This window comes from Conexibacter sp. W3-3-2 (genome assembly GCF_009707605.1).
Classification (GTDB): domain Bacteria; phylum Actinomycetota; class Thermoleophilia; order Solirubrobacterales; family Solirubrobacteraceae; genus Paraconexibacter; species Paraconexibacter algicola.
This window is the reverse complement of record NZ_WLYW01000001.1, coordinates 105,572-131,927: the sequence shown is the minus strand read 5'-3', so window position 1 is coordinate 131,927 and position 26,356 is coordinate 105,572. Positions and strand designations below refer to the sequence as shown.

The window sequence follows — 26,356 nt, the reverse complement described above, 5'->3', positions numbered from 1 at the left end:
GGGATCCGGCCGCGCCCGCCGGATCGCTCAGGCGGGCTCGAGCCCCAGGCCGGTGCCGGACTCGGCCCCGACCTCGTCGTCCTCGTCCGGCGACTCGTGCGCCTCGAGGTCGGAGGCGCGGATCCGGTCGACGCCGGCCGCCGCGTACGCGTCGTCCTCGTCGAGCGTCTCGCGCCGCAGCAGCTCGCGCGTCAGCGACTCGAGCTGGTCGCGGTGCTCGGTCAGCAGCATCGTCACGTCGTGGTGCGCCGTGTCGACGATCCGCCGGACCTCCTGGTCGATGAGCTCCTGCGTGGCCTGCGACACCTGGCTGGCCCCGGGGAGCAGCATGCCCTGGGCCTCGCGCGGCTCGACCGCGACCGGCCCGATCGCCTCGCTCATGCCCCAGCGCGTCACCATGCCGCGCGCGATCCCGGTCAGGTGCTGGATGTCGGACTCGGCCCCGGCGGTGATCGTGTCGTACACGACCTCCTCGGCGACCCGGCCGCCCAGCGCGACGAGGATCTTGCCGCGCAGGTACTGCTGGTCGTAGTTGTAGACGTCGCTCTCCGGCGCCGAGACCGTGACGCCGAGCGCCTGGCCGCGCGGGATGATCGAGACCTTGCGGACCGGGTCCGCGCCCGGGGTGAGCATGCCGACCAGCGCGTGGCCCGCCTCGTGGTAGGCGGTCCGCTCGCGCTCCGCGTCGCTCATCACGACGCCGCGCTCGGTGCCCAGCAGGATCTTCTCCAGCGCGTCGGTGATGTCCGACATCACGATCGTCTCGTGCTCGCGGCGCGCGGCGAGCAGCGCGGCCTCGTTGACGAGGTTCGCGAGGTCCGCGCCGACCATGCCCGGGGTCGTGGCGGCGACCGCCTCGAGGTCCACGGAGTCGTCGAGCGGCATGCCGCGCGTGTGCACCTTCAGGATCGCCTGGCGCCCCACGACGTCCGGCGGCGCGATCTCGACCCGGCGGTCGAAGCGCCCGGCGCGCAGCAGCGCGGCGTCGAGCACGTCCGGCCGGTTCGTCGCCGCCAGCACCACGACACCGGCCGAGGGGTCGAAGCCGTCCATCTCGGTGAGGATCTGGTTGAGCGTCTGCTCGCGCTCGTCGTGGCCGCCGCCTCCGAAGCCGCCGCCACCCGACCGCGAGCGGCCGATCGCGTCGATCTCGTCGATGAAGATGATCGCCGGGGCGGCCTTCTTGGCCTGGTCGAACAGGTCGCGCACGCGGGAGGCGCCGACGCCCACGATCATCTCGATGAACTCCGACGCCGACGCCGTGAAGAACGCGGCGTTCGCCTCGCCGGCGGTGGCGCGCGCCAGCAGCGTCTTGCCGGTGCCGGGCCGGCCGGACAGCAGCACGCCCTTCGGCACCCGCGCGCCGAGCTTCTTGTAGCGGTCGGGGTTCTTGAGCATGTCGACGATCTCCGACAGCTCGCGCTTGACCTCGTCGATGCCGGCGACGTCCGCGAACGTCGTGCGGATCTGCTCCTCCCCCACGCGCTTGGCCTTCGAGCGGCCGAACGCGGCCATCGGCCCGCTCTGCCCCTGGGCGGCGCGGCGCATGAGGTAGAGGAAGCCACCGAGCAGCAGCAGCGTCGGGAGCAGCGCGACCATGAGGTTCGCCAGCAGGCTGCGGCCCTGGCGCGGCGGCGACGCGTTGATCTCGACGTTCTTCTCCAGCAGCAGCGCCGAGAGCTTGTCGGCGTCGGCGAACGTCGGGATCTCGGTGGAGAACCGCGCGGTCGGGCCCGCCTCGCCCGGCGGGTCGACGTCCTTCTTGAACTCCCCGCTCAGGGTCTCGCCGCGCGAGGAGATCGACTGCACGTTGCCGCGGTCGAGCTGGAGCAGGAACGTCGGGTTGTAGGAGATCCGCGTCGGGCGGTCCGCTCCGGGCAGCAGCGTCGTGAGGAAGAAGTTCAGCGCGAACAGCGCCAGCAGGATGATCCCGAAGCGCCGCCAGGAGATGCCGCTCTTCATCGGGCCCTTCGGCGGCGGACCGCCGCGACCGTCGGGCGCCGGGCTCACGCGCCAGGGCGGCTTCTCCTGCTCGCCCGGACGCTCGCGCGGGACCGGGGTCCGCGGCCGCTGCCCCGTCTGGGTGTCGTTGGCGGCGCTGCGGCTGCCGCTGGTCGGATCGGAAGGCTCGGGCATCGCTCGTCACCAATGGTACGGAGCAGGGAGGTCGGGGTCCCACGGTTCCCCTGCGCCGGTGCGGCTGGCGCCGTCCGCGCGACCCTGCCACGTTGTCGAAGCGGCCCCGACCGAACGGGGTTGCGCTGGGTGGGCGGGTCGTTAGAGTGCCCGGATCGCGCCCCGCTGGGGCGCCCGAATTCGATCGTTGGAGGCGCGTGTGCGCGCAAGCCCGGCGGTGCTCCTCGCGCTGCTCTTGACGTTCATCGCGGTCCAGGCCAGCCCTGCCGCAGCATCATCAGAGGACTCGATCGCCGTCACCGGCACGCTGCTGGACACCCGTTCGACACCGCCCAAGCCGGTGCCCAACGTCCAGCTGAGCGTCGACAGCGGCGGCCAGCAGATCGCGCAGACCCGCTCCGGCGCCGACGGCGCGTTCACGATGCCGCTGCCCGGCTCGGCCGACGACCTGCTCGGCGAGACCATCACGGTCAAGCTCGACACCGCGACGCTGCCGTCCGGCACCGAGCTGACCGAGAAGGACAAGACCTCGTTCGAGATCGTCGTCAAGACGAACGCGGACATCCCGATCAGCTACCGGATCGGCCCGGAGGCCCCCGCCGGCCCGTCCGGGCTGACGAAGGCCGCGCAGTCCTTCATCAACGGGATCTTCCTCGGGCTGCTGCTCGCGGTCACCGCGATCGGCCTGTCGCTCGTCTTCGGCACCACCGGCCTGACGAACTTCGCCCACGGCGAGCTCATCACGTTCGGCGCCCTGATGGCCTACTTCTTCCAGGACTCCTTCAGCTGGGCGTTCATCCCGGCGCTGCTCATCGCGGTGCTGCTGTCGGGGGTGTTCGGCTACGCCAACGACAAGGTGCTGTGGAAACCGCTGCGCGACCGCGGCACCGGGCTGATCGCGATGATGATCGTCAGCATCGGCCTCGCGATCTTCCTGCGCAACGTCTTCCAGTACCTGTTCGACGCCGACAACCACCAGTACACCGACGTGCCGATCCCGCGCGAGCCGTGGCAGATCGGCTCGATCGACATCTCGCAGCGCACGTTCTGGACCGGCCTGATCTGCGTCGTCATCCTGCTCGCGGTCTCGCTCGCGGTGCAGCGCACGCGGCTGGGCAAGGCGACCCGCGCCGTCTCGGACAACCCGTCGCTGGCGGCCTCCTCGGGCATCGACGTCAACGGCGTCATCCGCACGATCTGGATCTTCGGCGGAGCGCTCGCCGGCCTCGGCGGCATCCTCTGGGGCATGAACTACGGCTTCGACTACCAGGTCGGGTTCAAGATCCTGCTCGCCGTGTTCGCGGCCGTCACCCTCGGCGGCCTGGGCACCATCTGGGGGACGATGGTCGGCGCACTGATCATCGGCATCCTCACCGAGATGTCCACGCTCGTGATCGCGCCCGAGCTGAAGTACGTGACTCCGCTCGTGGTGCTCATCCTGATGCTGTTGATCCGACCCCAGGGCCTGCTCGGCCGAGCCGAGCGCGTCGGCTAGAAAGAGGAACGTGCGATGAGCTGGATGGACGTCCTCTCCGGAGCGATCGAGCAGGCCCTCGGGCCGCAGGCGATCGTCTTCTGCCTGGCCGCGATCGGCCTGAACATCCACTTCGGATACACCGGCCTGCTGAACTTCGGCCAGGCGGCCTTCATGATGGTCGGCGGCTACGCCATGGCCTCGCTGGTGCAGACCTGGGGGTGGAACCTCTGGGTCAGCATCGTCGTCGGCCTGCTGCTGAGCATCGTGCTCGCGCTCGCGCTCGGCGTCCCGACGTTGCGGCTGCGCGCCGACTACCTCGCGATCGCCACGATCGCCGCGGCCGAGGCGATCAGACAGACGCTCGGCGCCTCGAGTCTCAACGACCAGTTCGGCGGGCAGGACGGGCGCTTCGGGTTCGCCGACTCGATGAAGGACATCAACCCGATCTCGAGCAACGTCGACATCTTCGGCTTCCTCGAGTTCCGCAACTACGACTTCTTCATCATGCTCGTCGGCTGGTCGCTGGTGGCCGTGCTGTGCGTGCTCGTGTTCCTGCTGATGCGCAGCCCCTGGGGCCGCGTGCTGAAGTCGATCCGCGAGGACGAGGACGCCGTGCGCAGCCTCGGCAAGAACGTCTTCGGCTTCAAGATGCAGGCGCTCGTGATCGGCGGCATGATCGGCGCGCTCGCCGGCATGATGAGCGGCCTGGCGACCGACAACGTCGCCCCGTCGGACTTCGCGACCGACACGACGTTCTTCACCTACACCGTGCTGCTGATCGGCGGCGCGGCCCGCGTGCTCGGCCCGGTGGCCGGCGCCCTGATCTTCTGGTTCTTCCTCAACGGGCTGGACCTGTTCTTCGACAAGGCGACCGGACCGGACGGGTTCATCCCCGAGGCGATCATGTCGCCCGACCAGGCGAGCCTCATGCGCCTGATCGTCATGGGCCTGGTGCTGATGCTGTTGATGATCTTCCGCCCGCAGGGCATCTTCGGAGACCGAAAGGAGCTGGCGATCGATGGCCGCTGAGCCGACCGCCGAGAGGACCGACGCGATCCTCGTCGCGGACAACGTCAGCCGCACGTTCGGGGGCCTCGCGGCCGTCGACGTCGAGCACTTCGAGATCCAGCGGGGCAAGATCACCGCCCTCATCGGGCCCAACGGCGCGGGGAAGACGACGTTCTTCAACCTGCTCACCGGCTTCGACGAGCCCGACACCGGCACCTGGGCGTTCAACGGCCAGCAGCTCGCGGGCGTCCCGCCGCACAAGGTCGCCCGCCGGGGCATGGTCCGGACGTTCCAGCTGACGAAGGTGCTGTCGCGCCTGACCGTCATCGAGAACATGCGCCTGGGCGCGACCGGGCAGCGCGGCGAGCGGCTGCTGCCGAGCCTCGTGAAGAGCCTGTGGTCCGGCGAGGAGGACGCGAACACCAAGCGCGCGGACGAGCTGCTCCAGCGGTTCAAGCTCGACGCCAAGCGCGAGGACTTCGCCGGCTCGCTCTCGGGCGGGCAGCGCAAGCTGCTGGAGATGGCCCGCGCGCTGATGGTCGACCCGGAGCTGATCATGCTCGACGAGCCGATGGCGGGCGTGAACCCGGCGCTGAAGCAGTCGCTGCTCGGCCACGTGAAGTCGCTGCGCGACGAGGGCCGCACCGTCCTGTTCGTCGAGCACGACATGGACATGGTCCGGGACATCTCCGACTGGGTCGTCGTCATGGCGGCCGGGAAGATCGTCTCCGAGGGCCCGCCGGACACCGTGATGTCCGACCCGGCGGTCATCGACGCCTACCTCGGCGCGCACCACGACATGGACCTCGACGGCGAGGCCGAGGCGACGATCCTCGCCGACGCCGAGGCCGAACTCGAAGAGCAGATCGCCGAGCAGGAGAGCGAGAAGAGCGAATGACCGTCGACGTCACCTCTCCCGAGGGCGCGCTGCTGCGCGCGGACAACCTCATCGCCGGCTACCTGCCGGGCGTGAACATCCTCAACGGTGCGAGCCTGCACTGCCACGAGGGCGAGCTCATCGGGATCATCGGTCCCAACGGCGCGGGCAAGTCCACGTTCCTGAAGGCGCTGTTCGGGCTCGTGAACATCCACGAGGGGACCGTCACCCTGCGCGGCGAGAGCATCACCGGGCTGCGCGCCGACAAGCTCGTCGCCGCGGGCGTCGGGTTCGTGCCGCAGACGAACAACGTCTTCCCGTCGCTGACGGTCGGCGAGAACCTCGAGATGGGCGTGTACCTCGACCCGTCGAAGTTCGAGCAGCAGTACGCGTACGTCAGCGAGATCTTCCCCCGCCTGGCCGAGCGGCGCGACCAGCGCGCCGGCTCGCTGTCCGGCGGCGAGCGCCAGATGGTCGCGATGGGCCGCGCGCTGATGATGAGCCCGTCGGTGCTGCTGCTGGACGAGCCGTCCGCCGGCCTCTCCCCCGCCCTGCAGGACGAGGTGTTCCTGCGCACGAAGACCATCAACGAGGCGGGCGTCTCGGTGATCATGGTCGAGCAGAACGCGCGCCGCTGCCTGCAGGTCTGCGATCGCGGCTACGTCCTGGACCAGGGCAAGGACGCCTACACGGCCAGCGGCCGCCAGCTCATGAACGACCCGAAGGTCATCGAGCTGTACCTCGGCACCCTCGCCAAGAGCGTCTCCTAGCCGCGCTCGCGGCCCCCGCTTCCAGCGCCCCGGCCCGCTCCCGCGGTCCGGGGCGCCGTCGCGTCCGGGGGCCGGGAACGGGCCCGGGAACGGCCGAGGGCCCGGGAGACCCGGGCCCTCGTCCACTGCTGCGGGTGTCGCGTGACTACTCGACGACGCCCGTGATGTACTCGAGGTTCTTGTAGTTGTTGTCGTCCTCGTACTCGAAGATGCCGATCGTGGCCTTCGAGGGCGAGCCCGTGTCGTTGAGGTCCACCGGGCCGGAGACACCGTCGTAGTCGATGTCCTTGCCGTCCGCGAGGAGCGCCTTGCAGGCCTCGAACGTCTCGCACTTCTCGCCGTCACGGGAGATCGCGACGAGCTGCGACGCGATGCTCTTGCCCGAGTCGTCCTTGGCCGCCTCGGCCGCGAGCGCGGTCATGATCGTGGCGTCGTAGGACTCCGGCCCGTAGGTGAAGTCCTTGAGCTTCGGGTCGACCTCGAGCATGCGCTCCTTGAAGTCGTCCTTCAGCTCGGCGCCCGGGTAGGTGGCCTTGATGCCGCTCAGCGTGCCCTTGGGGAAGTCCTTGCCGTAGTCGGCGGTGTTGCCGTCGACGAAGTAGGTCTGGACGTCCTGCGGCCCGATGCCCGCGGACTCGAAGCCCGGGATGATCTTCGTGGTCTCGTTGAACGCGATCAGGACGATGGCGTCCGGCTTGGCGTCCTTGATCTTCTGGATCTCGGACGTGTACGACGTCGCGTCGACGCTGTACAGGACCTTCGCGGCGACCTTGCCGCCCTGGTCGGTGATGGTCTTCTCGACGTTGTCGGCCAGCGCCTCGCCGTACGCCTCCTGGCGGGCCAGGATGGCGACGTTCTTGGCGCCGTCCTTCAGGACCAGGTTGCCGAGGACGTTGCCCTGGAGCACGTCGGACGGCGCGGTCCGGAAGTAGAGGCCCTTGTCGTCGTAGGTGTCGAACGCGGTCGACGTGTTGGCCGGCGAGAACTGCACGACGCCGGCGCTCGTGATCTTGTCGATGACCGACAGGGAGACGCTGGAGCTCGCGGCGCCGATGATCGAGTCGGCCTTGCCCGCGAGGAGCTTGTCGACGGAGCCCGGAGCGATCTTCGGGGTGCCGTCGCCGGAGTCCGCCTTCACCTGCGTGACGTCCTTGCCGAGCACGCCACCAGCGGCGTTGATGTCCTTGACCGCGAGGTCCACGCCCGCGAACTCGGGCGGCCCGAGGAAGGCGAGGTCGCCGGTCGACGGGAGCAGCGTGCCGACGACGAGCTGACCGTCGCCCTTGCTGGTCTCCGCGGCCGCCGTCGAAGTCGTGCCGGTGCTCGCGGTCTCGCTCTCCTCGTCATCGCCACAGGCGGCGATTCCGAGTGCTCCCACGGCAAGGACGGCGGCGATGTTCGCCGTACGGAAACTGCGCTTCATAGATCCTCCGGATCGGAACGAATGGAGTGTCCGCGCCGGGACCCCGGCGAAGACGCCCGCAGTATCTTTGTTTCGCGGGTGTGAAGCAACCTCCCGCGGCGGCAGATCGGTCCACACCGGTTTGTACACCGTGACGGTCCCCGGTCCGCTTGTCCCGCGCGGGACGCGGCGACGTCCGATGTCAGTCGCCGGACGGCAGGACCGCGTCGACGACGAGGCGCTCCCCGTCGAGGCGGCGGACCGCGAAGCGGTCGAGCGTCGTGTCGCCCGTGCGCGTGATCGAGTACGTCCCGAGCGCCGAACGGCGGTCGCGGACGTCGAGGATCGCGTCGATCACCGCCTGGCGGTCGTTGCCGCGCTCCCCGGCGGCCTCGATGCCCAGCAGGACGAGCTTCATCGCCTCGTAGCCGTAGATGGCGGCCGGGTCCGGCTCGCGCCCGTACCGCTCTCGGTAGGTACGCAGGAACGCCCGCCCGGAGGCCGGGAGGTTCTCCGCGTCGAGCTCGGGGCTCGTCAGCACCAGCCGCTGCGCGACCGCGCCGAGCCGCGCGACGACCTCGGCCTGCGGCGCCCCGGTGGCGAACAGGCGCACCGACGGCGCGCGGGTGCCGAGCACGCGCAGCAGCGCGACCGCCCGGCGGTCGACCTCGCCGCCGTAGAACAGGCAGTCGGCCCCGGACTCGAGCAGGCGCTCGGCCTCGTCGTCGGCGACGTCGCGGTCGAGGTCGACGTCCTCGGTCTTCGCGATCTTCAGCTCCTGCCGCGGCGCGGCGAGCGTGACCGCGTCGGCGATGCCGCGGCCGTCGAGCGAGCGGTCGTGCAGCACGAACAGGGACGTGCACTCGCGCTCGGCCAGCAGGCCCGCGGCGGCGTCGGCGTGGGCGGCGTCGTCGGGCACGACGCGCGCGAACGTGCGACGCCCCGACGGGTAGTACTTGTCGGGCTCGCCCTTGGCGGCGCCGTCGGCCTGCGTGAGGCCGGTGTAGCTCGCCAGCGGCGAGACCTGCGGGACCGTCGCCTGGTTGAGGACCGGGATCGAGACCGCGGAGGACGCCCCGTCGAGGCCGCCGAGGAAGGCGATCGCCGTCTTGTCGCGGGCGGCGGTCTGCGCGTTGGCGATGACCTTCTCCGGGTCGGAGCCCGGGCCGTCGGTGGAGCCGTCGTCGGTGCCCACGTACTTGACGGTGAAGCCGCCGACCCGCCCGCCGGCCTCGAGCAGCGCGAGCTTCTCGCCGCGGCTGACGGAGGCGGCGCGCTCGCCGGCCTCACCGGTCAGCGGCAGGCTCGAGTAGACGGTGAGGCTGTCGGAGCCGGTCGAGGTGCCACGGTTGGGCTCGTCGTCGGAGCCGCCGCAGGCGACGAGCCCGACGGCCCCGGCGCCCACCGCGAGCACGGCGAGGGTCCGCCGGAGCACCGACGGACGCTCGCGACCGGCCGGGAGGCCGGGGCGCGGGGACGCTTCGGACGGCACGACCGGCGGCGCCCGCTGGCTACTGGCGTCCGTTGGACGGCAGGTACTTCGTGCCGATCTGCACGAGGCAGCCGACGAGGACGATCAGCGTCGTGATCATGAAGGCGTCGATCCCCTTGGCGCCGATCGACCAGAGGACGAGCCAGACGACGAGGCCCGCGGTGGAGGTGAGGACGAGCTGCATGCGCGAAGGGTATCCGAGGCGGTCCCGGCCCCGCGTGCCGACCGTCGCGCGCAGGCGCCCGGCGCGCCTGCTGGCGCGCCGGCGGTGGCGCCGGTCAGTGCTCGAGGCCGTCCGCGAGCCCGCGCACGACCGCGCGCACGGCGGCCGCGGGGTCGGCGGCCTCCCCCGCCTCGCGCACGAGGCGGCTGCCGACGATCACGCCGTCCGCACCCGCGTCGGCGGCCTGGCGGGCCTGCTCCGGGGTGGCGATCCCGAAGCCCAGCGCGACCGGAACGTCGGTCGCGGCCTTCGCCCGCGCGACGATCGACCCGAACTGGTCGGCGAGCGCGGCGCGCTCCCCCGTCGTGCCGACGACCGACACCGTGTAGAGGAAGCCGCGGGCCTCCGCGCCGATGCGGCCGAGCCGCTCGTCCGGCGTCGTCGGGGCGACGAGCGGCACGAGCGCGATGCCGTGCTCCTCGCAGGCCGGCAGCAGCGCCGCCGCCTCCTCCATCGGCAGGTCGGGCACGATCAGGCCGCTGCCGCCCGCGTCGGCGAGCTGCCGCGCGAACGCGTCCGCGCCCCGCGCCAGCACGAGCTGCGCGTAGCACATGAGCACGACCGGGACGCGCGGGGCCAGCGCCTCGCACTGGCGCAGCACGGCGTCGACGGTCGACCCGGCGGCGAGCGCCCGCGTGCCCGCCTCGTGGATGACCGGGCCGTCGGCCAGCGGGTCGCTGAACGGCACGCCGAGCTCGACGAGGTCGGCGCCCCCGTCCGCGTAGGCCTGCCCGATCGCCCGCGCGGTCGCGTCGTCGGGGAAGCCCGCCATCAGGTACGGCATCAGCGCCGCCCGGCGCCCGTGCTCGCGGAACGCGGCGGCGATCCGCTCGGCGCCCGCGTTCGTCGTCGTCGTGCTCACGCGCCCGCCCCCGGATGGTCGCGGCGGTGCAGGGCGTCCGGCCCCTCGAGCTCGCGCAGCTGGGCGATGACCTCGGCGAGGTCCTTGTCGCCGCGGCCCGACAGGCAGACGACGTCGAGGGTCGAGTCGGTCGGCTCGGTCAGCACGTAGTGGAGGGCGTGGCTGGGCTCCAGCGCCGGGATGATGCCCTCCAGCTGGGCGACGGTCCGGAACGCGCGCAGCGCGTCGTGGTCCCCGACCGCCACGTAGGTCGCGCGTCCCGACTCGCGCAGCCACGCGTGCTCGGGACCGGAGCCGGGGTAGTCGAGGCCGGCGCTGACCGAGTGCGCCTCGGTGACCTGCCCCTCCTCGTCCTGCATGATCAGGCTGAGCGACCCGTGCAGCACGCCGGGGCGGCCGCCGACGGTCAGCGGCGCGCCGTGACGGCCGGACTCCAGGCCCTCCCCCGCGGCCTCGACGCCGATCAGCGCGACGTCCTCGTCGTGCTGGAAGCCCGCGAACATGCCGATCGCGTTGGAGCCGCCGCCGACGCAGGCGATCACGCGGTCCGGGAGCCGGCCCTCGCGCTCGAGGACCTGCGCGCGGGCCTCGTCGCCGATCAGGCGCTGCAGGTCGCGCACGATCGACGGGTAGGGCGCCGGGCCGACCGCCGAGCCGATGATGTAGTGGGTGTCGCCGACGTTGGTGACCCAGTCGCGGATCGCCTCGCTGACGGCCTCCTTCAGCGTCCGGGCGCCCGCGGTCACCGGGGCGACGCGCGCGCCGAGCAGCTCCATGCGCTCGACGTTGGGCTTCTGGCGGCGGATGTCCTCCTCGCCCATGTAGACGATGCACTCCAGGCCCAGCAGCGCGCAGGCGGTGGCGCTCGCGACGCCGTGCTGGCCCGCCCCGGTCTCGGCGATGATCCGCGTCTTGCCCATGCGGCGCGCCAGCAGCGCCTGGCCGAGCGCGTTGTTGATCTTGTGCGCGCCGGTGTGGTTGAGGTCCTCGCGCTTGAGGTAGATCGTGCGCCCGGCGACCTCGCTGAGCCGCTCGGCGAGGTACAGCGGCGTGCTGCGCCCCACGTAGTCGCGCAGCAGGCCGTCGAGCTGCTCCCGGTAGCCGGGATCCAGCCGTGCCTCGATCCACGCCTGCTCGAGCTCCGCCAGCGCGGGCATCAGGGTCTCGGGCACGTACTGGCCCCCGAACGGGCCGAAGCGATGCTCGACCGACGCGACGTGCGTGCTCACGACGCCACCTCCTGGGTCTCGGTGTCGGGTTGCGGATCGTCCAGCGCGACCGTCGCCGCGACGGCCTGCGCGAACGCCGCGATCCGCTGCGGGTCCTTCACGCCGGGAGCGACCTCCACCCCGCTGGCGACGTCGACCGCGAACGGCCGGACCTGCTCGATCGCCGCCCCGACGTTCTCGGGCGTCAGGCCACCGGACAGGATCAGCGGCACGCGCGAGCGGCGCCGCGCCACGAGGCCGTGGTCGAAGGTCTGCCCGGTGCCCCCGACCTCGCCCGGGACGTGCGCGTCGAGCAGGTGGAAATCGGTCAGGTACGGGTTGAGCGCGGTGATGTCGCCCTGGTCGCGCACGCGCGCCGCCTTGATGACCTTGGCGCCCGTGCGACGCGCCACCTCGGCGGCGAACGACGGGCCCTCGTCCCCGTGGAGCTGGACCATCGTCAGGCCGACGGTGTCGACCGTCCGCGCGATCTCGTCCAGCGGCGCGTTGACGAACACGCCCGCGACCTGCACCTGGCGGCGCAGGGTGCGCGCGACGAGCTCGGCCTCCGGCAGCTCGACGAACCGCTTGGAGCCCGGCCACAGGATCATCCCGATGGCCCAGGCCCCCGCCTCGACCGCCGCCTGGGCGTCCTCGAGGCGGGTGATCCCGCAGAACTTGATCCGGGGGGCGCGTTCGCTGCTCACCCGTCCATCGTAGGCCAGCGGTGGCGCGGGCCGTCAGCCGGCGAGCGCCGCGTTGGGGCGCGAGCCGAGCTCGACCTCGACCGTGCGGCGCTCGTCGCCGCGACGGACGGCGATCTTCACCTCATCGCCCGGCTTCTTGCGCGCCACGAGGCGCCCGACGTCGTCGGAGCTGCGGACCGTCTCGCCGTCGATCGACTCGATGACGTCGCCGCCGAGCTGGATCTCGTCCCCGCCGAGCTGCGCGGTGATGTCGCCGCCGCGCAGGCCCGCCTTCGCGGCCGGGCTGTCCTGCGCCACCGACTGCACGAGCGCGCCCGTGCGGACCGGCAGGTTCAGGGCGTCCAGGGACCCGTCGACGGTCAGGCTCGTCACGCCCAGGTAGGCGCGATCGACGCGCCCGGACGACTCGAGCTGGGGCAGGATCTCGCGGGCGGTGTCGATCGGGACCGCGAAGCCGATGCCGACGTTGCCGCCGCCGTCCCCGCCGGTGGCGATCTGGGAGTTGACGCCGACGACCTTGCCGGTGGCGTCGATCAGCGGGCCGCCGGAGTTGCCCGGGTTGATCGCCGCGTCGGTCTGGATGACGTTGGAGATCTGGAAGCCGTTGGGCGCGTCGATGCGGCGCTGCAGCGCGCTGACCACGCCGGTCGTCAGCGTGCGGTCGAGCCCGAAGGGGTTGCCGATCGCGATCACCGGGTCACCGACCTGCACCTCCTTGGAGGTGCCGAGCGCCAGCGGCGTGAGGTCGAGGCCGTCGGGGTCGACCTTCAGCAGCGCGAGGTCGGAGGAGACGTCCTTGCCGACGACGCGGGCGGAGACCGTCTTCTTGTCCTGGAACTGGACGGAGACCTTCACCGCCCCCTGGATGACGTGGGCGTTGGTGAGGATCGAGCCGTCGCCCTTGATCACGAACCCCGAGCCGGTCGAGGTCGACTGCTGCTCCTGCGGCAGGCCGAGGTCGAACGGGGACGCGGTCCGCTGCACGACCTGGGCGCGGATGAACACGACGCCGGGCGCGTCGCGCTCGTAGAGCTGGCGCGGGGTCAGCGCCGCGCCGTCGGCGGTCGTGCGCGCCGGACCGGTCGAGGCGCCCAGCGGCGCCTGCTGCACGATCGTCGTGCTCGTGCCCCCGCCGCGCCCGACCCCGGTGACCTCCACGAGGGCGACGGCGGCGATGCCGCCGGCCAGGGCGGAGACGAGGACGACGGGCAGCAGCTTGCGCGACATGGAGCGGATCGTCCGGCGGCGCCATGAAGCGCGCCCGAACGCGACCTAAATTCTTGCTGAACGCGGGCGGGTCAGGCCGGCGCGTGGCCGGTCAGCTCGCGGCAGGCGGCCTCGGGGTCCTCGGCACGCATCAGGCTCTCCCCGACGAGCACGGCGTCGACGCCGACCCGCTCGAGTCCCTCGAGCTGCTCGCGCGTGTAGAGCCCGGACTCCGACACGACGAGCTTGCCGGTCGGCACGTCGGAGAGCAGCTCGTAGGTGCGCTCGACGTCGACGGTGAAGTCCGCGAGGTTGCGGTTGTTGATCCCGATGAGGTCCGCGTCGATGACCTCGAGCGCGCGCTGGAGCTCCTCGGCGTCGTGGACCTCGACCAGCACGTCGAGGTCGAGCTCGAGCGCCAGCGTGTTGAGCTTCGCCAGGCGCTTGTCGTCGAGCGCCGCGACGATCAGCAGGATCGCGTCGGCGCCCGAGACCGCGGCCTCGACCACCTGGTAGCGCTTGACCATGAAGTCCTTGCGCAGGATCGGCAGGCCGCAGGCGCGGCGCGCCTCCTGCAGGTCGTCCAGCGAGCCGCCGAAGTGCGGGCCCTCCGTCAGCACGGACAGCGCCGACGCGCCACCGCGGTCGTAGCTCGTGACGATGTCGGTGACGGTGGCGCCGTCGCGGATGACCCCGGCCGACGGCGAGCGGCGCTTGTGCTCGGCGATGACCGCGATCCCGGGGCGCGTCAGCGCCTCCGCGAACGGGCGGTCCTCGGAGCGGGCCTCCAGGCGCGCCTCCAGCTCCTTGAGGGGCACCTGCTCCTGGCGGCGGCGCACCTCCTCCTTGGTGGAGTCGACGATCCGGTCGAGCACGCTCATGTCAGGCGGCCTCCCCGGCCGCGAGGTCCTGGGAGAGCGCCACGTAGCGCTCGAGGGTCTGGAGGGCCGCGCCGGAGTCGACGGCCGCGGCCGCGGCCTGCACGCCGGCCCGCAGGTCGTCCGCGCGGCCGCCCGCGTAGATCGCGGCGCCCGCGTTCAGCACGGCGAGGTCGCGCGCAGGCCCGGGCTCCCCGGCGAAGATCGCGCGGGTCACCGCCGCGTTCTCCTGCGGGGTGCCGCCCGCGACCGCCTCGACGGGCGAGCGGTCGAGCCCGAGCTCCTCCGGGGTCACGGTGAAGCGGTGCAGCTCGCCGCCGTCGACCTGCACGACGTGCGTCGCACCGGAGGTCGAGAGCTCGTCCAGGCCGTCCTCGGAGGACGCCAGCAGGGCTCGGTCCACGCCGAGGCGTTGGAGGGCGCCGGCCATCACGTCGAGCATACCCGCGTCGCTGACCCCGATCAGCTGCCGCCGGGCTCCCGCGGGGTTGGTCAGCGGGCCGAGCACGTTGAAGATCGTGCGCACCGCGAGCTCCTTGCGGACCGGCACGACGAACCGCGTCGCCGCGTGGTGCATCGGGGCGAACATGAAGCCGAACCCGACCTCGTCGACGCAGCGCGCGACCGCGTCGGCGGGCAGGTCGATCCGGGCGCCGAGCGCCTCGAGGACGTCCGCGGAGCCCGACAGGCTCGTCGCCGAGCGGTTGCCGTGCTTGGCCATCGCGCAGCCGGCGCCGGCCGCGATCAGCGCGGCGGTCGTCGACACGTTGAAGGTCGAGCGGCCGCCGCCCGTGCCCGCCGTGTCGACGAGGTCGGTGCGCCGCGTGCGGACCGGGGTCGCGAGCTCGCGCATCGTCCGCGCCAGGCCGGTGACCTCGGCGACCGTCTCCCCCTTCGTGCGCAGCGCGATGAGGAACGCGGCGGTCTCGGTGTCCGAGGCGTCCCCGGCCATGATCTCCGCGAGGACCGCGGCGGTCTGGTCGGTGTCGAGGTCCCGGCGGGACGCGAGGGCGTCGATCGCCGCGGTGAGGGCGGGGTTCGGCATGGCTGCGGCGATGCAGGGTATCGGCCCGGGGACCGGTGCGCCCGGATCAGCCGCCGCGCAGGAAGTTCTCGAGCAGCTGCTTGCCGCCGTCGGTCAGGACCGACTCGGGGTGGAACTGCACGCCCTCGGCGGGCAGCTCGCGGTGGCGCAGCGCCATCAGCACGCCGCCGCCGCGCGCGGTCGCCTCCAGGCAGTCCGGCAGCGTCTCCTCCTGCACCACCAGCGAGTGGTAGCGCCCGACGGTGAGCGGGTTGGGCACCCCGGCGAACAGCGTCCGGCCGTCGTGCTCGATCGCCGTCGTCTTGCCGTGGACGGGCACGTGGCGCACGACCGTGCCGCCGAACGCCTGCGCCATCGACTGGTGCCCGAGGCAGACGCCGAGCGTCGGGATCCCGGCCTCCGGGAAGCGGCGGACGACCTCGAGGCTCACGCCCGCCTCGTTGGGCGTGCACGGCCCGGGCGACACGACGACGCGGTCCGGCGCGCGCTCCAGCAGCTGCTCGACCGTCTCGACGTCGTTGCGGACGACCTCGAGCTCGGCGCCGAGCTCCCCGAGGAACTGGACGAGGTTGTAGGTGAAGGAGTCGTAGTTGTCGACGACGAGGCATTTGATCAACCGTTTGCCAAACTCGGCTGGCTCTCGTCGGGGCTCGTTCACGCGTCGTATTGTCGCGCACGAGCAGCGAAATCGAGGCGTCGTTCTTCGCCGACCGCCGCCATCGTCCACCCGAAGGTGTCGTAGTAGGCCGGTTCAGTCGGCATCGGCCGGGATGCCAGCGGCCCGCGACCTGCGCTCCGCCTCCTCGTGCGCGAGCTTCGGGAACGTCGTCTCGTGCTCCTTTGCGCGCTCGTGCAGCGTCCCGTAGTTCGGCAGTCCGTGCACTCGTGCCAACGCCTTGTATCGGCTGACGGTCACTCGCTCGCCGGGCTCGACCAAGTCGAACGCGGCGGCGATCCCAGCTCGCAGATCATCGAGCGTGAACGCCTGCCCGGCGGTGCGTTTGCGCGGGTAGACGGCGGCGAGATGCTCGATGCGCGCCGCGTCGACCGGTGTCGTCTGCCAATCGGTGGGGCGTCGGCCTCGCGGGACGTCGACGGGGAACCACCGTCCCTGCGAGGTCGCCGCGGCCCGAGCCTGCTCGATCGAGTCGGCGTGGCTGATGGCTCGCTTGTTTGCGAGCTGGATGCCGTACTCACGCCCGAACCAGTCAAGGTCGTTCGAGCGAGGCAGGAAGCCGAACGCTTCGAGGAATACGAGGACCGCTTCGGCACGGGGCAGGCTCGGGGCGTATGTCGTATCCGGCGTGCGGAGCCCCGCCGCCTGCACGACCCGGGCGAAGCCGTGCGCGTGGTGGATGACGTCGGCGGACGGCATCGGTGTGAGGTGCCGTCCGTGGCGGTGGCGTCGTCGACCTCGTTCGTCGAGTGCGCGGCGGGCGTCCTCGTACGACGCGGCCGTCAGTTCGTCGGCGTCGAGCGCGGACGCGGCTCGACGGACGGCACTGATCGCTTCGGGCAACGTGAGGACCCGTCGCCGATGCTGGCGCGCGGCCTGGGCGACGGAGTGGCCGGGATTGGCACTCGTGAGGGCGATCGCGCGTAGGCGAGGCCAGCTCACGCCGAAGCTCGCAACGAGCTTGTCGGCCCTCGGGCTCGCTGAGTGCCCGGCGCTTGCTCGCGCGGCGTCGTAGGCACGCTGCGTAACTGTCTCGGGTGCGTCCGGTGCAGCGGCTCGAAGTACGTGCGCGACGACGGCGAGCAGCACCTGTGGATCGCGCGTCGTCTCGAACCTGCCCAAGGATCAGACGATACCGGCGGATTTCCTGGCGCTGAGCCTTGACTTCGCCCGGATCTGTGGTTGAACTCGGGTATGTACAAGCGAGCCGCCGGAGGTGCGTAGGTCCTGGGTTCCCGCCCGGTTGACCGGAGCGATCGACAACACGCTGGCCCGTTGGCAAGACCTGCTTGACGTCATCGAGCAGCACCCGCCGCTTCTCGACGGAGTGCGGAGCGCCGACCTGCTGACGAAGACCGAGGGGCGACCCCGAGGCAGCGGCGATTGGGTCCTCGCCTACCTTCTGTTCGTCAACAGCGCCGAACGCGAGCTGACGCGCTGGCATCGGAGCACCTCCGACGAGCTGTGGCAGCGGATCGGCTTCGACACGACCCCGAGCTACGCCGCGGCCTACAAGAACTTCAAGGCGCTCGAAGAGCACGAGTCGGCCTTCCGTACGATCGCGGCACGACTCATCCACGTCGCGCGCGAGCGCTCCGACGGCAAGGTCGGTCACGCGGTCCACGTCGACGGTACGGAGGCCGAAGCTCACTCCCGGCTCATCCACGACTGCGACGGCGACGAACTCGCCTCGTGCTCAAAGCAGGCCCAGCTCCCCCGTCGGGTGACAAACGCCGACGCGCGTCAGGAGCGGCATCGTCTGGTAGCCGAGCAGCCGACCGACGACCCGCTGTACGGCGCGGCCGACGAGATCGTCGAGGACGAGCGGGGCAAGCGCGTCAAGGTCAACGACTGCTGGTACCTGCTCTCGGACGTCGACGCGGGCATCCGCGCGTACACCGCCAAGGACGGCAGGCTGCGTCGCTTCTGGGCGGGCTACTACTCGATCAAGGCGATCGACCACTACACCGGCGGCGTCCTCGCCGTCCATGTCGTCGACGCGTCGACGCAGGAGCACGTCGCCTACCCGGACGTGTTCGACCAGCTCTGCGAGCAGCTCGGGACGTCGCCGAAGGCGGTCGTCGCTGACCGGGGCTATTCGCTGCCGTCGGTCTTCGAGCTGCACACGCGCGCCGACGTGGCGACCGTCATCCCGTGGCGCACCCACCACACGGCACCGAAGCGCGAGAACTTCCCGCGCTTCGACCGCCACGGCATCCCTCGCTGCAAGTACTGCGACGGCGAGACGACCTACGAGCGGTTCCAGCACGACAGCGGCCCGAAGGACGAGCCTCGGCTGTGGTTCCGTTGCGCGCGTCCGGTGAGCCCCGGGTGCGAGCGCTCGCAGACCATCTTCTGCAAGGAGAACTGGCGGCTGCTGCTTCCGCTCTGGCGGACGGCTCCGGCCTACCAGGTGCTGCGCGCGACCCATGGCGCCTACGAGTCCGCCCACCACCGCTGGCGTGAGCGCTACGCGGTCGCCGGGGACACGAAGGCGGACCGCCCGAAGCGGCGTGGCCTCGGCGTCCAGCAGTTGCGCGGGTCGGCAGCGCTCGTCATCGAGTGGCTCACCATCTGCCATCGGCAGGGATGGCTCGGCGGTCCCGTCTTGAACGCGCGGACGGAGTCGGTCATCTCGCGCGACGAGGCGGATGGATACTGCGCTCGCATCGTCGCTCGACGGCAGGCGCTCGGCCTCAGCGGCGTCGAGCCCGAGCTGATGGCCGAGCATCAGGCAGCAGTCGCCAATGCCTACGGTGGCGGCGCGTCCGGCATGGGCGCGGGGAGCGCCTACGGCAAGCTCGTCACGACGATGCTCGAAGAGGAACCGCCACCGATCCCCGAACCCGAAGAATGAGGTCAGACGACGCCGAACAGCGTGCCGTCGTCGACCTCGGGCCAGTAGCGGTACAGCGTCCGGGCCTGGTCGTAGACGACCTGCGTGAAGTAGTCCATCGGCGATGAGCCTCCTCCACCATGCGCGGGCGGCGTAGGCGGCTTGTAGCCACGCTGGCGCAGCACGCGTTTGATGATGCGGCGAACCGCCGCCTGGCTGTGCGGGTGCTCCGTCCAGTCGACGCGCAGCCCGTCGCTCTTGCGTAGCGCGACGACGATCTCCTGCGCGATGGCGGCGAGCTGCGGGTCGGCCTTGACGTCCTCGGTCGATCCGGCGAGCGCGTCGTAAAACGACGCCTCCTCTGCTGACAGCCCGAGCTGCTCGTGACGATGCCGCGCGTCGCGGATCTTCTTCGCTAGCTCGACCAGCTTCTCGACGACCTGCGCGCTCGTGAGCTGCCGGTTCGCGTACATCGCGAGCAGACGCTCCATCGCCTCGGAGAACTCCTTGGCCTGCGTGCGGTTCGTGCGCAAGCGGCCCTTGATCTCGTCGTTGAGCAGCTTCTCCAACAGACGCATCTGCAAGTTCGGGTGCTTCTGGTGTGCGCCGAGGTTGTTGAGGAAGTCGTCCGAGAGCACCGACAGCTCGGGGCGGTCCTTGTCGGCGATGCCGAACACGTCGACGACATCTCCGGCGGCGAGGCCGGTGGAGAAGAACTGCTTGACCGCCTGCTCGGCGATCTGGCTCGGCTGGCCGTTCGGCGGCGTGTACTTGCGGATCGCCCCGGCGAGGACGGCCGCGAAGGCGACCTGGTTCTTGACGGCGATGGCGTCCTTGTGAGTGCTCGCCAATGCGTACCACTTGGCCAGCGCGGCCTGCTCGTCGAGGAACGTCTTGGTCAACGTCTCGTCCTTGACGAGGTGGTTGTGCGAGCCCCCGAGGAAGTTCGCCCGATCGACCTCGCTCATCGTGTCGATCGTCGTGAGGTCGCCGACCGAGTGCAGCATGTCGGCGAGGATCTCCAACTTCTCCTGCATCCCGGAGAGCGCCTGCTTGGTCGAGATGATCGGCTCGTCGTCGAAGTCCGCGTCGTCGTACGCCTGCAACGACGCGCGCAGGTCCTCACCAATGCCGATGTAGTCGACGACGAGCCCACCCGGCTTGTCCTTGAAGACACGGTTGACACGCGCGATCGCCTGCAACAGCCCGTGGTCGCGCATCGGCTTGTCGACGTAGAGCGTGTGCATGGCCGGAGCATCGAAACCGGTCAGCCACATGTCGCGCACGACGACGAGGCGAAGCTCGGAGTCGGGGTCCTTGAAGAGGACAGCCAGGTCCTCCTTCTCCTTCTTCGAGCGGCGGAACTTCGACAGCTCCGGCGGGTCGGTCGCGGCAGCCGAGATGACGCAGTCGACAGCCTTGTGGCCGAGGCGCTCGCGGAGCATTTCGGTCATGCGCGCCGCGATGGTGCGCGAGTAGCAGACAAGCATCGCCTTGCCCGCGAGTGCCTCGCAGCGGGTCGTGAAGTGCTCGGCGAGGTCGTCGGCGACCTTGACGAGACGGTCCTCCTGGCCGACGACCTTTTCGAGGTGCGCCCATTTCGTGACGAGCGTGTTGTTGCCCTCGACCTCTTCGGACTCCAATACCGATGCCACCGCGGCCAGCTCGGAAGCGTCGACTTCGACGGGCACCTGGCGGCTCTCGTAGTAGATCGGCACCGTCGCGCCATCGGCCTGCGCGTCGCGCATCCGGTAGACGCTGATGTAGTCGCCGAAGACGAGCTGCGACGAGCGATCCGCCTTCTCGATCGGCGTTCCGGTGAAACCGATGCGCGAGGCGTTTGGCAGCGCGAGCGTGATGTTCTGCGCGAAACCGTCGTACTGCGAGCGATGCGCCTCGTCGGCAACGACGATGATGTTCCTGCGCTCGGAGAGCACCGGCATCTTCGCCTCGCCCTTGGGCGGACGGAACTTCTGGATGGTCGTGAAGACGATGCCGCCCGCCTGCTTGGCGCTGAGGATCTCATGGAGGCCCGTCGGCGAGCCCGTGATCTCCTCGGCGCGCTCGACCGAGTTGAGCAGGTGCCACTGGCGCAGGAAGTTGCCTTCGAGCTGATCGTCGAGATCGACCCGGTCCGTGACGCAGACGATGGTCGGGTTCGAGAAGCGAGGGTCGCGACGCAACTTCGTGACGAGGAAGACCATCGTGTAGCTCTTGCCGGAGCCCTGCGTGTGCCAGACGACGCCACCCCGGCCATCGTCCTCCATCGCGCCGAGCAGCGTGTTGACGGCCGCGTTGACGGCGTGGACCTGGTGGTACTTCGCCATCACCTTGAACGTCTTGCGACCGTCGCTCTCCAAAGTGACGAAGTTGCGGATGAGGTCGAGAAACCGCGCGGGCTCGAAGACGCCTTCGAGCATGACCTGCAACTCGGTCCGGCCCGACTGGTTCGTCGGGTCGTCGAGGTCCTTCCACTCGGCGAAGTGCTCGGCAGGCGTCGAGATGGTCCCGACGCGCGCGGTGAGCAGGTCGGAGACGCCGATGATCTCGACGAAGCGGTACAAGCCCGGGATCGTCTCCGTGTAGTGGCGTACCTGGTTGACGGCCGACTCGGCGGTCGCGTGCTCGTGACCCGGGCTCTTCAACTCGATCTGCCCGAGCGGCAGGCCGTTGACGAACAGCAGCAGGTCCGGCCGTCGGTTCTTCTTGCCGTCGATGATCGTGAACTGGCTGACGACCTGGAACGTGTTGTTGCTCGGCTCGTCGAAGTCGACAACGCGTGCGATCTTCGTCACTTGCTCGTCGCCGTCGCGGAACGTGACGATCGCGCCGCCGAGCAGCAAGTCGTGGAAGTTGAGGTGGTCCTCGATGACCTGCGGCGACGACTGCGTGCGGATCTGGACGACCGCTTCCTCAATCGCCGCCGGAGGCAGGTCCGGGTTCAGTCGAGCAAGCGCGTCACGCAACGTCGCACCGAGGATGACCTCGGAGTACTCGCTGCGCTCGACGGTGCTCACCTCCGGCGAGAGCGTCGCTCCGTCAACGTGCGTCCATTGCAGCGCGCCTGGCCGTTCCTTCGTCAACCACGCGATTGCGGGCTGCTCGGCAAAGCTGTCCTCGGGTCCGGGCATGGTCCACCTCTATCCCACGAACGCCGAAGCGGCATCGGGGTCGTAGTCCTCCGAGACACGCAGCCCCCCGGTCACAAGCTTCGGTACTAGCTCGTCACGGATTGCGGAATGGTGCCGAGCCAGGTCCCACGCAGCCTTACTGCGTGCAAATGCAGCCTCAATGAATGCGGCTTCGCCTGACCACACGGAGAGCGTTTCGGGAACCGTCAATTCAAGGGTCTCGAACGCATCGGGCGGGACTCGTTGTCGGCCCGAAGAGCCCACCATATGGCGGATCAGATGCTCTCGAACCGAAGGCCAACGCGAAATCAAGAAAACGGACTCCGGGGTGAGGCGGTCTCCTGCACGAAGCACCAGGAACTCGGTAGAGCCAGCCGCCGGTCCAGGCAAATAGTCGACGAACCCACCTTTCCCGTGTTCGATGCATCCCGTGATCTTTGCAAGCAAGGTGTCGCCGGGTTCGAACTTGCTGCCCCCCGAGAAAGGTCGTGAGCCGATGGACCTTGGCCGAACCGCCCAAGGGTCTGTTGCGGCCATTTCCAGGAAGGGTGTGGGCTGCCCCTTCTTGATGACTACCTTTGGGTTGATGTCGATGAGATGACTCGCAGGCACCGCGGTTGCTCCGCTGGCGCGGGCTTCCTCCACAACCCCGGCGAACATGTGGGCGGCTGTTTCCAGCAGTCGGTCGCTAAGCCTCGCCTCAGCACGAACCTTTGAGTCGAGCGCACCAAGGACACCGGCAATTCGTCGCTGTTCTACGAGCGGCGGAAGCCGAACAGTGATCGTGGCTTGGTCACGCAAGCTGATGTAATCGGCCATGTCCGTTTGACCCTTCAACGCGTTGAACTGGCGAAGACAGTCTGGGCCGTGCATCCAGTAGTAGAGGAATTCCGAGTCGATCAGATCCGGTGCGGCGCTTCTCCAAAAACATACTTGCGGCGAGTAGACGACCTGCGGATCGTCGTCTCGAACGAACGCGAACCGACCGACGGTTCCCTTCGAGGTGAAGATCACGTCCCCAGGTTGACTCACCTTTCCGCCCGCGCGTTCGACGCTTGAAGTCGAGAGCAGATCAGCACCGTCGACATTGATCCCACCACGAATGTTCCCAGCCCTCGCGAACGGGAGGCCCTCGGCGGCCATTTCGCTGTTCTTCGCGCGGTACCCATCACCGATGATTAGGCTCCCGTCTGCGATCAGATCGGCAACGACATAAGTCGTCCACGACGTCGCGTTATCAGACGTCATAGCCGACGGCCCCCAGTGCGCTTCTCACTTCTGCGGTCAATTCGTCAGCGAGAGAGAGATCCAAGGACAGGCGCTCGATCAATTCGATCATGCGCGTCTCGAAGGCAACCTCGTCATCTACGGTCTCCGCGGCACCGACGTAGCGCCCTGGTGACAGGCCAAACCCCTGAGCTTCGACCTGTTCGAGGGTGGCGGCACGGCAGAACCCCGGACGGTCTTCATACTCTCCCGCCTCGGGCTGTCCTCGCCAGGCGTGGTACGTCCGAGCGATCTCAGCGACGTCTTCGTCCGACAGTCGGATCTGCTTTCGGCTGACGGCCTCCCCCATCTGCCGCGCGTCAATGAAGAGGATCTCCCCGCGACGATCCCGCTCGCCCGATGAAGCCTTGTCCCGGTCGAAGAACCACAAGCAGACCGGGATGCCAGTCGAGAAGAAGAGCTGGGGCGGGAGCGCGACGATGCAGTCGACGACGTCGTCTTCGATCAGGCCCTTGCGGATGTCACCCTCGTTGTGGGCGGTCGTCGTCATGGAACCGTTCGCCATGACGAAGCCCGCACGGCCGTTCGGCGCGAGGTGGTGGAGGAAGTGCTGCATCCACGCGTAGTTGGCGTTCGAGTCAGGCGGCGTGCCGTACTTCCAGCGGACGTCGTCCTTGACCGCGCCCGCGCCCCACGGGTCCTGGTTGAAGGGCGGGTTGGCGAGGACGAAGTCCATCTTCATGTTCGAGAAGGCGTCATCGAGCAGCGACCCGTTCTCGGTGTACTTGATGGTGCCGTTGAGGAGGATGTCCCGTTCGCCGTGGAACTTCTCGGTGGCGGTCCGGTGATCAGTGAGCGTGTGCGAGCGTAGCGGCCGGCTCGGGGGTCGTGGTGGACGGGGTCGGTGGCGTGGCTGTCGCGCGGCGTTCGGCGAGGTCTCGTTCGACGGCGAGGGTGAGGTTGGCGAGGTGGTCGACGCCGATGATCTTGCGGAACTGCTGCTCGGCTTCGAGCATGCCGGCGGCGGTCCATCTGAGGCACATGTCGCCCGACTGCCAGCGCTTCACGTTCCTCGAGGTGCGCCGGACGAACTCGATCATCGACTCGATCGGGTTCGTGCTGGCGAGCGTGCGGCGCAGCTGTTCGTGGCAGCCGAGCCGCTGCAGGGTCAGCGTCTCCGGGAGGCCCTCCCGCAGCGACGTGGCCGCCCCGGGATGCGACCGCGTGAGCTCGTCGGCGAGCCGGTTGAGGCCGTCGAGCGCGAGCTCGTAGTTCGACTGCTTCCAAGCGGTGCGCAACCTGCGCTTGACGAGGTCGCGATCCTGCTCGGGGAGGTGGTCCAGGACGTTTCTCTCCTTGTGACGGATGCACCGCTGCACCGGGACCGGGCCGAGGACCTGGTCGACCGCCGATCGGAGCGCCTTGCCGCCGTCGAGGACGACGAGGACGCCCTGGTCGAGATCGAGGCCGCGGTCGACCAAGTCGGCGAGCAGATGGCGGGCGACCGTGGCGTTCTCCGTAGAGCCGTCCCAGAGGCCGAGCGGGACCTTCACCCCGTCGGTCGTGACGCCCAGCGCGACGACGCAACAGCGCCCTTTCAGCTCGATCCCGTCGAGCATCAGCGCCGCCAGCCGGACATCGCCGAGGTCGCGGCTCATGAGGGCGCGCAGGTGCTCGGTCGTGCGGCCGACGAACTCGCGGCTGACCGCGCTCTTGGAGGTCGACCGCTCGGCCGCGGTCACGTGCTCGCCGACCGGCTCGCGGGTCCTGGCGAACCGCCGGGTCGAGACGCCGGCGAGCATCTGCTCGAGCACGACCCGGGTGAGCGGGTCGCGGTCGGCGAAGTGCGCATAGGTCTGAAGACGGATCTCGCCGCTGCCGTCGGCGGCCCGCACCCTCGGGCGTTGCACGCCGACGCGCCGGCCGCCGAGCGTGACCTCGCCCGCTTCATGGCCGTGACGAACCGCGACACGGTCCGGGTCACGTCGGCCCTTCGGTCCGACGACCTCGGTGACCTCCTCTTCCATCAGTGTGTCCAGCACGCCGAGCCCGACCCCGACCGACAGGGCCAGCAGCCCGTCCTTCGCAGCGTTCACGAGCTCGCCGAGCGCTTCCTGCACAGCCGGGGGCAGCGCAAGTTCGCGGTCGTCGCGGCCCTGCTCTACGTTCCTCATGGCGGTTCTTCCTTCCTCGTCGTGGATGACTTCGCACTCGCCACGCTCCCAACGGAAGCGGACGAGGCGGGAAGGACCGCCACCTACAAAGTTCTACGAGCTACGGGACAACCTCCCGTTGAGCCCGTGGATGGCGAGGTTCATCTGCCCGAGACGCCACGTCGCCTGGTTCATCTCCTGGCCGTAGATCGTGAGCTGGTTGGGCGACTTGCCGTGCTCTTCGAGGAAACGGGCCGACTGGATGAAGAGGCCGCACGAGCCACAGGCCGGATCGAAGATGCGGCCCTCGTACGGTTCGAGCATCTCGACGAGGAGCTGCGTCACCGACTGAGGCGTGTAGAACTCGCCAGCGCCCTTGCCCTCGGCGGCGGCGAAGCGGGAGATGAAGTACTCGTAGGCCCGGCCGAGGTAGTCGCGCGCCTCGCTCGTCGACTCGAACGGGATGTTGCCGATCGTCTCGACGAGGCTGCCGAGACGCTCCGAGGAGAGCGGCGCCCGCGCGTAGATCTTCGGCAGACGCCTTTGAGCGTCTCGTTCTCCTTCTCGATCAGCTCGAAGGCGGTGTCGATGCGCTGGCCGAGCCCCGGGAGCGATGCGGCCTGCAACAGCCCGAGCTTGGCCGGGTCGTCGCTCTCGGCGCTCCACCGAGCGCCCAGCGGGACGAAGAAGACATTGCTGCCCTGGTACTCGTCGCGGTCCTCGATCTGCTCCTGGCGAGCGTCCTCGTCAGCGATGTAGTCGTCGCTGGCTGGGTCGCTCAACTCGGCTTCGAGCTTCTCGCGGTGTTGCTCGAAGCTCTCCGAGACGTACTTCAAGAAGAGGAGGCCGAGCACGAGGTGCTTGTACTCGGCGGCGTCGACGCTTCCTCGCAGGAGGTCGGCGGACTTCCACAGGGCTGACGGATCGGGCAGGTCGGACACGTAGTCATTACTCACGCGATGAGAGTGCGTCGCGCAAGCCCTTGCTAGCGGGTTTCTATGGGCACAACGAAGCGTATGCGCTGTGTGAGTCGCCCGCTCGC

General features: G+C 69.8%; 23 protein-coding genes. 5 read left to right on the top strand and 18 right to left on the bottom strand.

Going from position 1 to position 26,356, the window contains the following annotated elements; translation table 11 throughout:
* Positions 1-27: 27 nt before the first annotated feature.
* A complete protein-coding gene (ftsH, locus tag GKE82_RS00665) occupies positions 28-2,136 on the bottom strand; it encodes an ATP-dependent zinc metalloprotease FtsH (RefSeq protein WP_230316065.1) in 2,109 nt (702 codons plus the stop codon).
* 199 nt (positions 2,137-2,335) lie between these two features.
* On the opposite strand from ftsH, the gene GKE82_RS00660 reads away from it, so the two are divergent.
* Genes GKE82_RS00660 through GKE82_RS00645 form a run of 4 tightly spaced genes read left to right on the top strand, consistent with a single transcriptional unit; the run spans position 2,336 to position 6,268 of the window.
* Positions 2,336-3,631, top strand: a complete 1,296-nt coding sequence (locus tag GKE82_RS00660) for a branched-chain amino acid ABC transporter permease (protein WP_154732012.1) — start codon at positions 2,336-2,338, stop codon at positions 3,629-3,631.
* A gap of 15 nt (positions 3,632-3,646) precedes the next feature.
* On the top strand, positions 3,647-4,642 hold the full coding sequence (locus GKE82_RS00655) for a branched-chain amino acid ABC transporter permease (protein WP_107569947.1): 996 nt from the start codon (positions 3,647-3,649) through the stop codon (positions 4,640-4,642).
* Positions 4,632-5,519 carry an ABC transporter ATP-binding protein gene (locus tag GKE82_RS00650; protein WP_107569948.1) on the top strand — a complete coding sequence of 296 codons (888 nt, stop codon included), beginning with the start codon at positions 4,632-4,634 and terminating at the stop codon, positions 5,517-5,519. Before GKE82_RS00655 ends, GKE82_RS00650 begins: the two co-directional genes overlap by 11 nt.
* On the top strand, positions 5,516-6,268 hold the full coding sequence (locus tag GKE82_RS00645; RefSeq protein ID WP_107569949.1) for an ABC transporter ATP-binding protein: 753 nt from the start codon (positions 5,516-5,518) through the stop codon (positions 6,266-6,268). Before GKE82_RS00650 ends, GKE82_RS00645 begins: the two co-directional genes overlap by 4 nt.
* Before the next feature lie 145 nt (positions 6,269-6,413).
* On the opposite strand, the gene GKE82_RS00640 is transcribed toward GKE82_RS00645, so the two are convergent.
* From GKE82_RS00640 to GKE82_RS00590, 11 genes are all read right to left on the bottom strand, one after another.
* The gene (locus GKE82_RS00640; protein ID WP_154732011.1) at positions 6,414-7,691 is read right to left on the bottom strand and encodes an ABC transporter substrate-binding protein; all 1,278 of its coding nucleotides are present in this window, start codon (positions 7,689-7,691) and stop codon (positions 6,414-6,416) included.
* Between the two features lie 181 nt (positions 7,692-7,872).
* Positions 7,873-9,105 (bottom strand): ABC transporter substrate-binding protein, encoded by a 1,233-nt coding sequence (locus GKE82_RS00635; RefSeq protein ID WP_154732010.1) that lies wholly within the window; start codon positions 9,103-9,105, stop codon positions 7,873-7,875.
* Positions 9,106-9,181: 76 nt separating this feature from the next.
* Entirely contained in the window at positions 9,182-9,346 is a 165-nt protein-coding gene (locus GKE82_RS00630) for a hypothetical protein (RefSeq protein ID WP_154732009.1), read from the bottom strand.
* Positions 9,347-9,440: 94 nt separating this feature from the next.
* A complete protein-coding gene (gene trpA, locus GKE82_RS00625; protein ID WP_107569952.1) occupies positions 9,441-10,247 on the bottom strand; it encodes a tryptophan synthase subunit alpha in 807 nt (268 codons plus the stop codon).
* A complete protein-coding gene (gene trpB, locus GKE82_RS00620) occupies positions 10,244-11,476 on the bottom strand; it encodes a tryptophan synthase subunit beta (protein ID WP_233243883.1) in 1,233 nt (410 codons plus the stop codon). Before trpB ends, trpA begins: the two co-directional genes overlap by 4 nt.
* A complete protein-coding gene (locus tag GKE82_RS00615) occupies positions 11,473-12,162 on the bottom strand; it encodes a phosphoribosylanthranilate isomerase (protein WP_107569953.1) in 690 nt (229 codons plus the stop codon). The genes trpB and GKE82_RS00615 overlap by 4 nt, the downstream gene beginning before the upstream one ends.
* A gap of 33 nt (positions 12,163-12,195) precedes the next feature.
* Positions 12,196-13,389: a S1C family serine protease gene (locus tag GKE82_RS00610; RefSeq protein ID WP_154732007.1), complete on the bottom strand. Its 1,194-nt coding sequence runs from the start codon at positions 13,387-13,389 to the stop codon at positions 12,196-12,198.
* A gap of 71 nt (positions 13,390-13,460) precedes the next feature.
* Positions 13,461-14,249: an indole-3-glycerol phosphate synthase TrpC gene (trpC, locus tag GKE82_RS00605; protein ID WP_107569955.1), complete on the bottom strand. Its 789-nt coding sequence runs from the start codon at positions 14,247-14,249 to the stop codon at positions 13,461-13,463.
* Position 14,250: 1 nt separating this feature from the next.
* Entirely contained in the window at positions 14,251-15,291 is a 1,041-nt protein-coding gene (trpD, locus tag GKE82_RS00600; protein WP_107569956.1) for an anthranilate phosphoribosyltransferase, read from the bottom strand.
* Between the two features lie 46 nt (positions 15,292-15,337).
* Positions 15,338-15,904, bottom strand: coding sequence for an anthranilate synthase component II (locus GKE82_RS00595; protein ID WP_375337029.1), 567 nt, complete (start codon positions 15,902-15,904; stop codon positions 15,338-15,340).
* A gap of 138 nt (positions 15,905-16,042) precedes the next feature.
* The gene (locus GKE82_RS00590) at positions 16,043-17,056 is read right to left on the bottom strand and encodes a hypothetical protein (RefSeq protein WP_154732005.1); all 1,014 of its coding nucleotides are present in this window, start codon (positions 17,054-17,056) and stop codon (positions 16,043-16,045) included.
* Positions 17,057-17,210: 154 nt separating this feature from the next.
* Here GKE82_RS00590 and GKE82_RS00585 point away from each other — a divergent pair, with 154 nt between their 5' ends.
* On the top strand, positions 17,211-18,824 hold the full coding sequence (locus tag GKE82_RS00585; RefSeq protein WP_154732004.1) for a transposase: 1,614 nt from the start codon (positions 17,211-17,213) through the stop codon (positions 18,822-18,824).
* A 2-nt stretch (positions 18,825-18,826) separates the two neighbouring features.
* Here the strand turns inward: GKE82_RS00585 and GKE82_RS00580 are convergent, their stop codons facing one another.
* The 6 genes from GKE82_RS00580 to GKE82_RS30470 form a co-directional block, all read right to left on the bottom strand.
* Entirely contained in the window at positions 18,827-21,934 is a 3,108-nt protein-coding gene (locus tag GKE82_RS00580) for a type I restriction endonuclease subunit R (protein WP_154732003.1), read from the bottom strand.
* 9 nt (positions 21,935-21,943) lie between these two features.
* Positions 21,944-23,182, bottom strand: a complete 1,239-nt coding sequence (locus GKE82_RS00575; RefSeq protein WP_154732002.1) for a restriction endonuclease subunit S — start codon at positions 23,180-23,182, stop codon at positions 21,944-21,946.
* Positions 23,172-23,951 carry an N-6 DNA methylase gene (locus tag GKE82_RS00570; protein WP_309233786.1) on the bottom strand — a complete coding sequence of 260 codons (780 nt, stop codon included), beginning with the start codon at positions 23,949-23,951 and terminating at the stop codon, positions 23,172-23,174. Before GKE82_RS00570 ends, GKE82_RS00575 begins: the two co-directional genes overlap by 11 nt.
* 58 nt (positions 23,952-24,009) lie before the next feature.
* Positions 24,010-25,335, bottom strand: a complete 1,326-nt coding sequence (locus GKE82_RS00565) for an IS256 family transposase (RefSeq protein WP_154732000.1) — start codon at positions 25,333-25,335, stop codon at positions 24,010-24,012.
* A 93-nt stretch (positions 25,336-25,428) separates the two neighbouring features.
* A complete protein-coding gene (locus tag GKE82_RS27645) occupies positions 25,429-25,719 on the bottom strand; it encodes an N-6 DNA methylase (RefSeq protein WP_309233785.1) in 291 nt (96 codons plus the stop codon).
* Positions 25,656-26,255 (bottom strand): type I restriction-modification system subunit M N-terminal domain-containing protein, encoded by a 600-nt coding sequence (locus GKE82_RS30470; protein ID WP_154731999.1) that lies wholly within the window; start codon positions 26,253-26,255, stop codon positions 25,656-25,658. Before GKE82_RS30470 ends, GKE82_RS27645 begins: the two co-directional genes overlap by 64 nt.
* Positions 26,256-26,356: the final 101 nt, after the last annotated feature.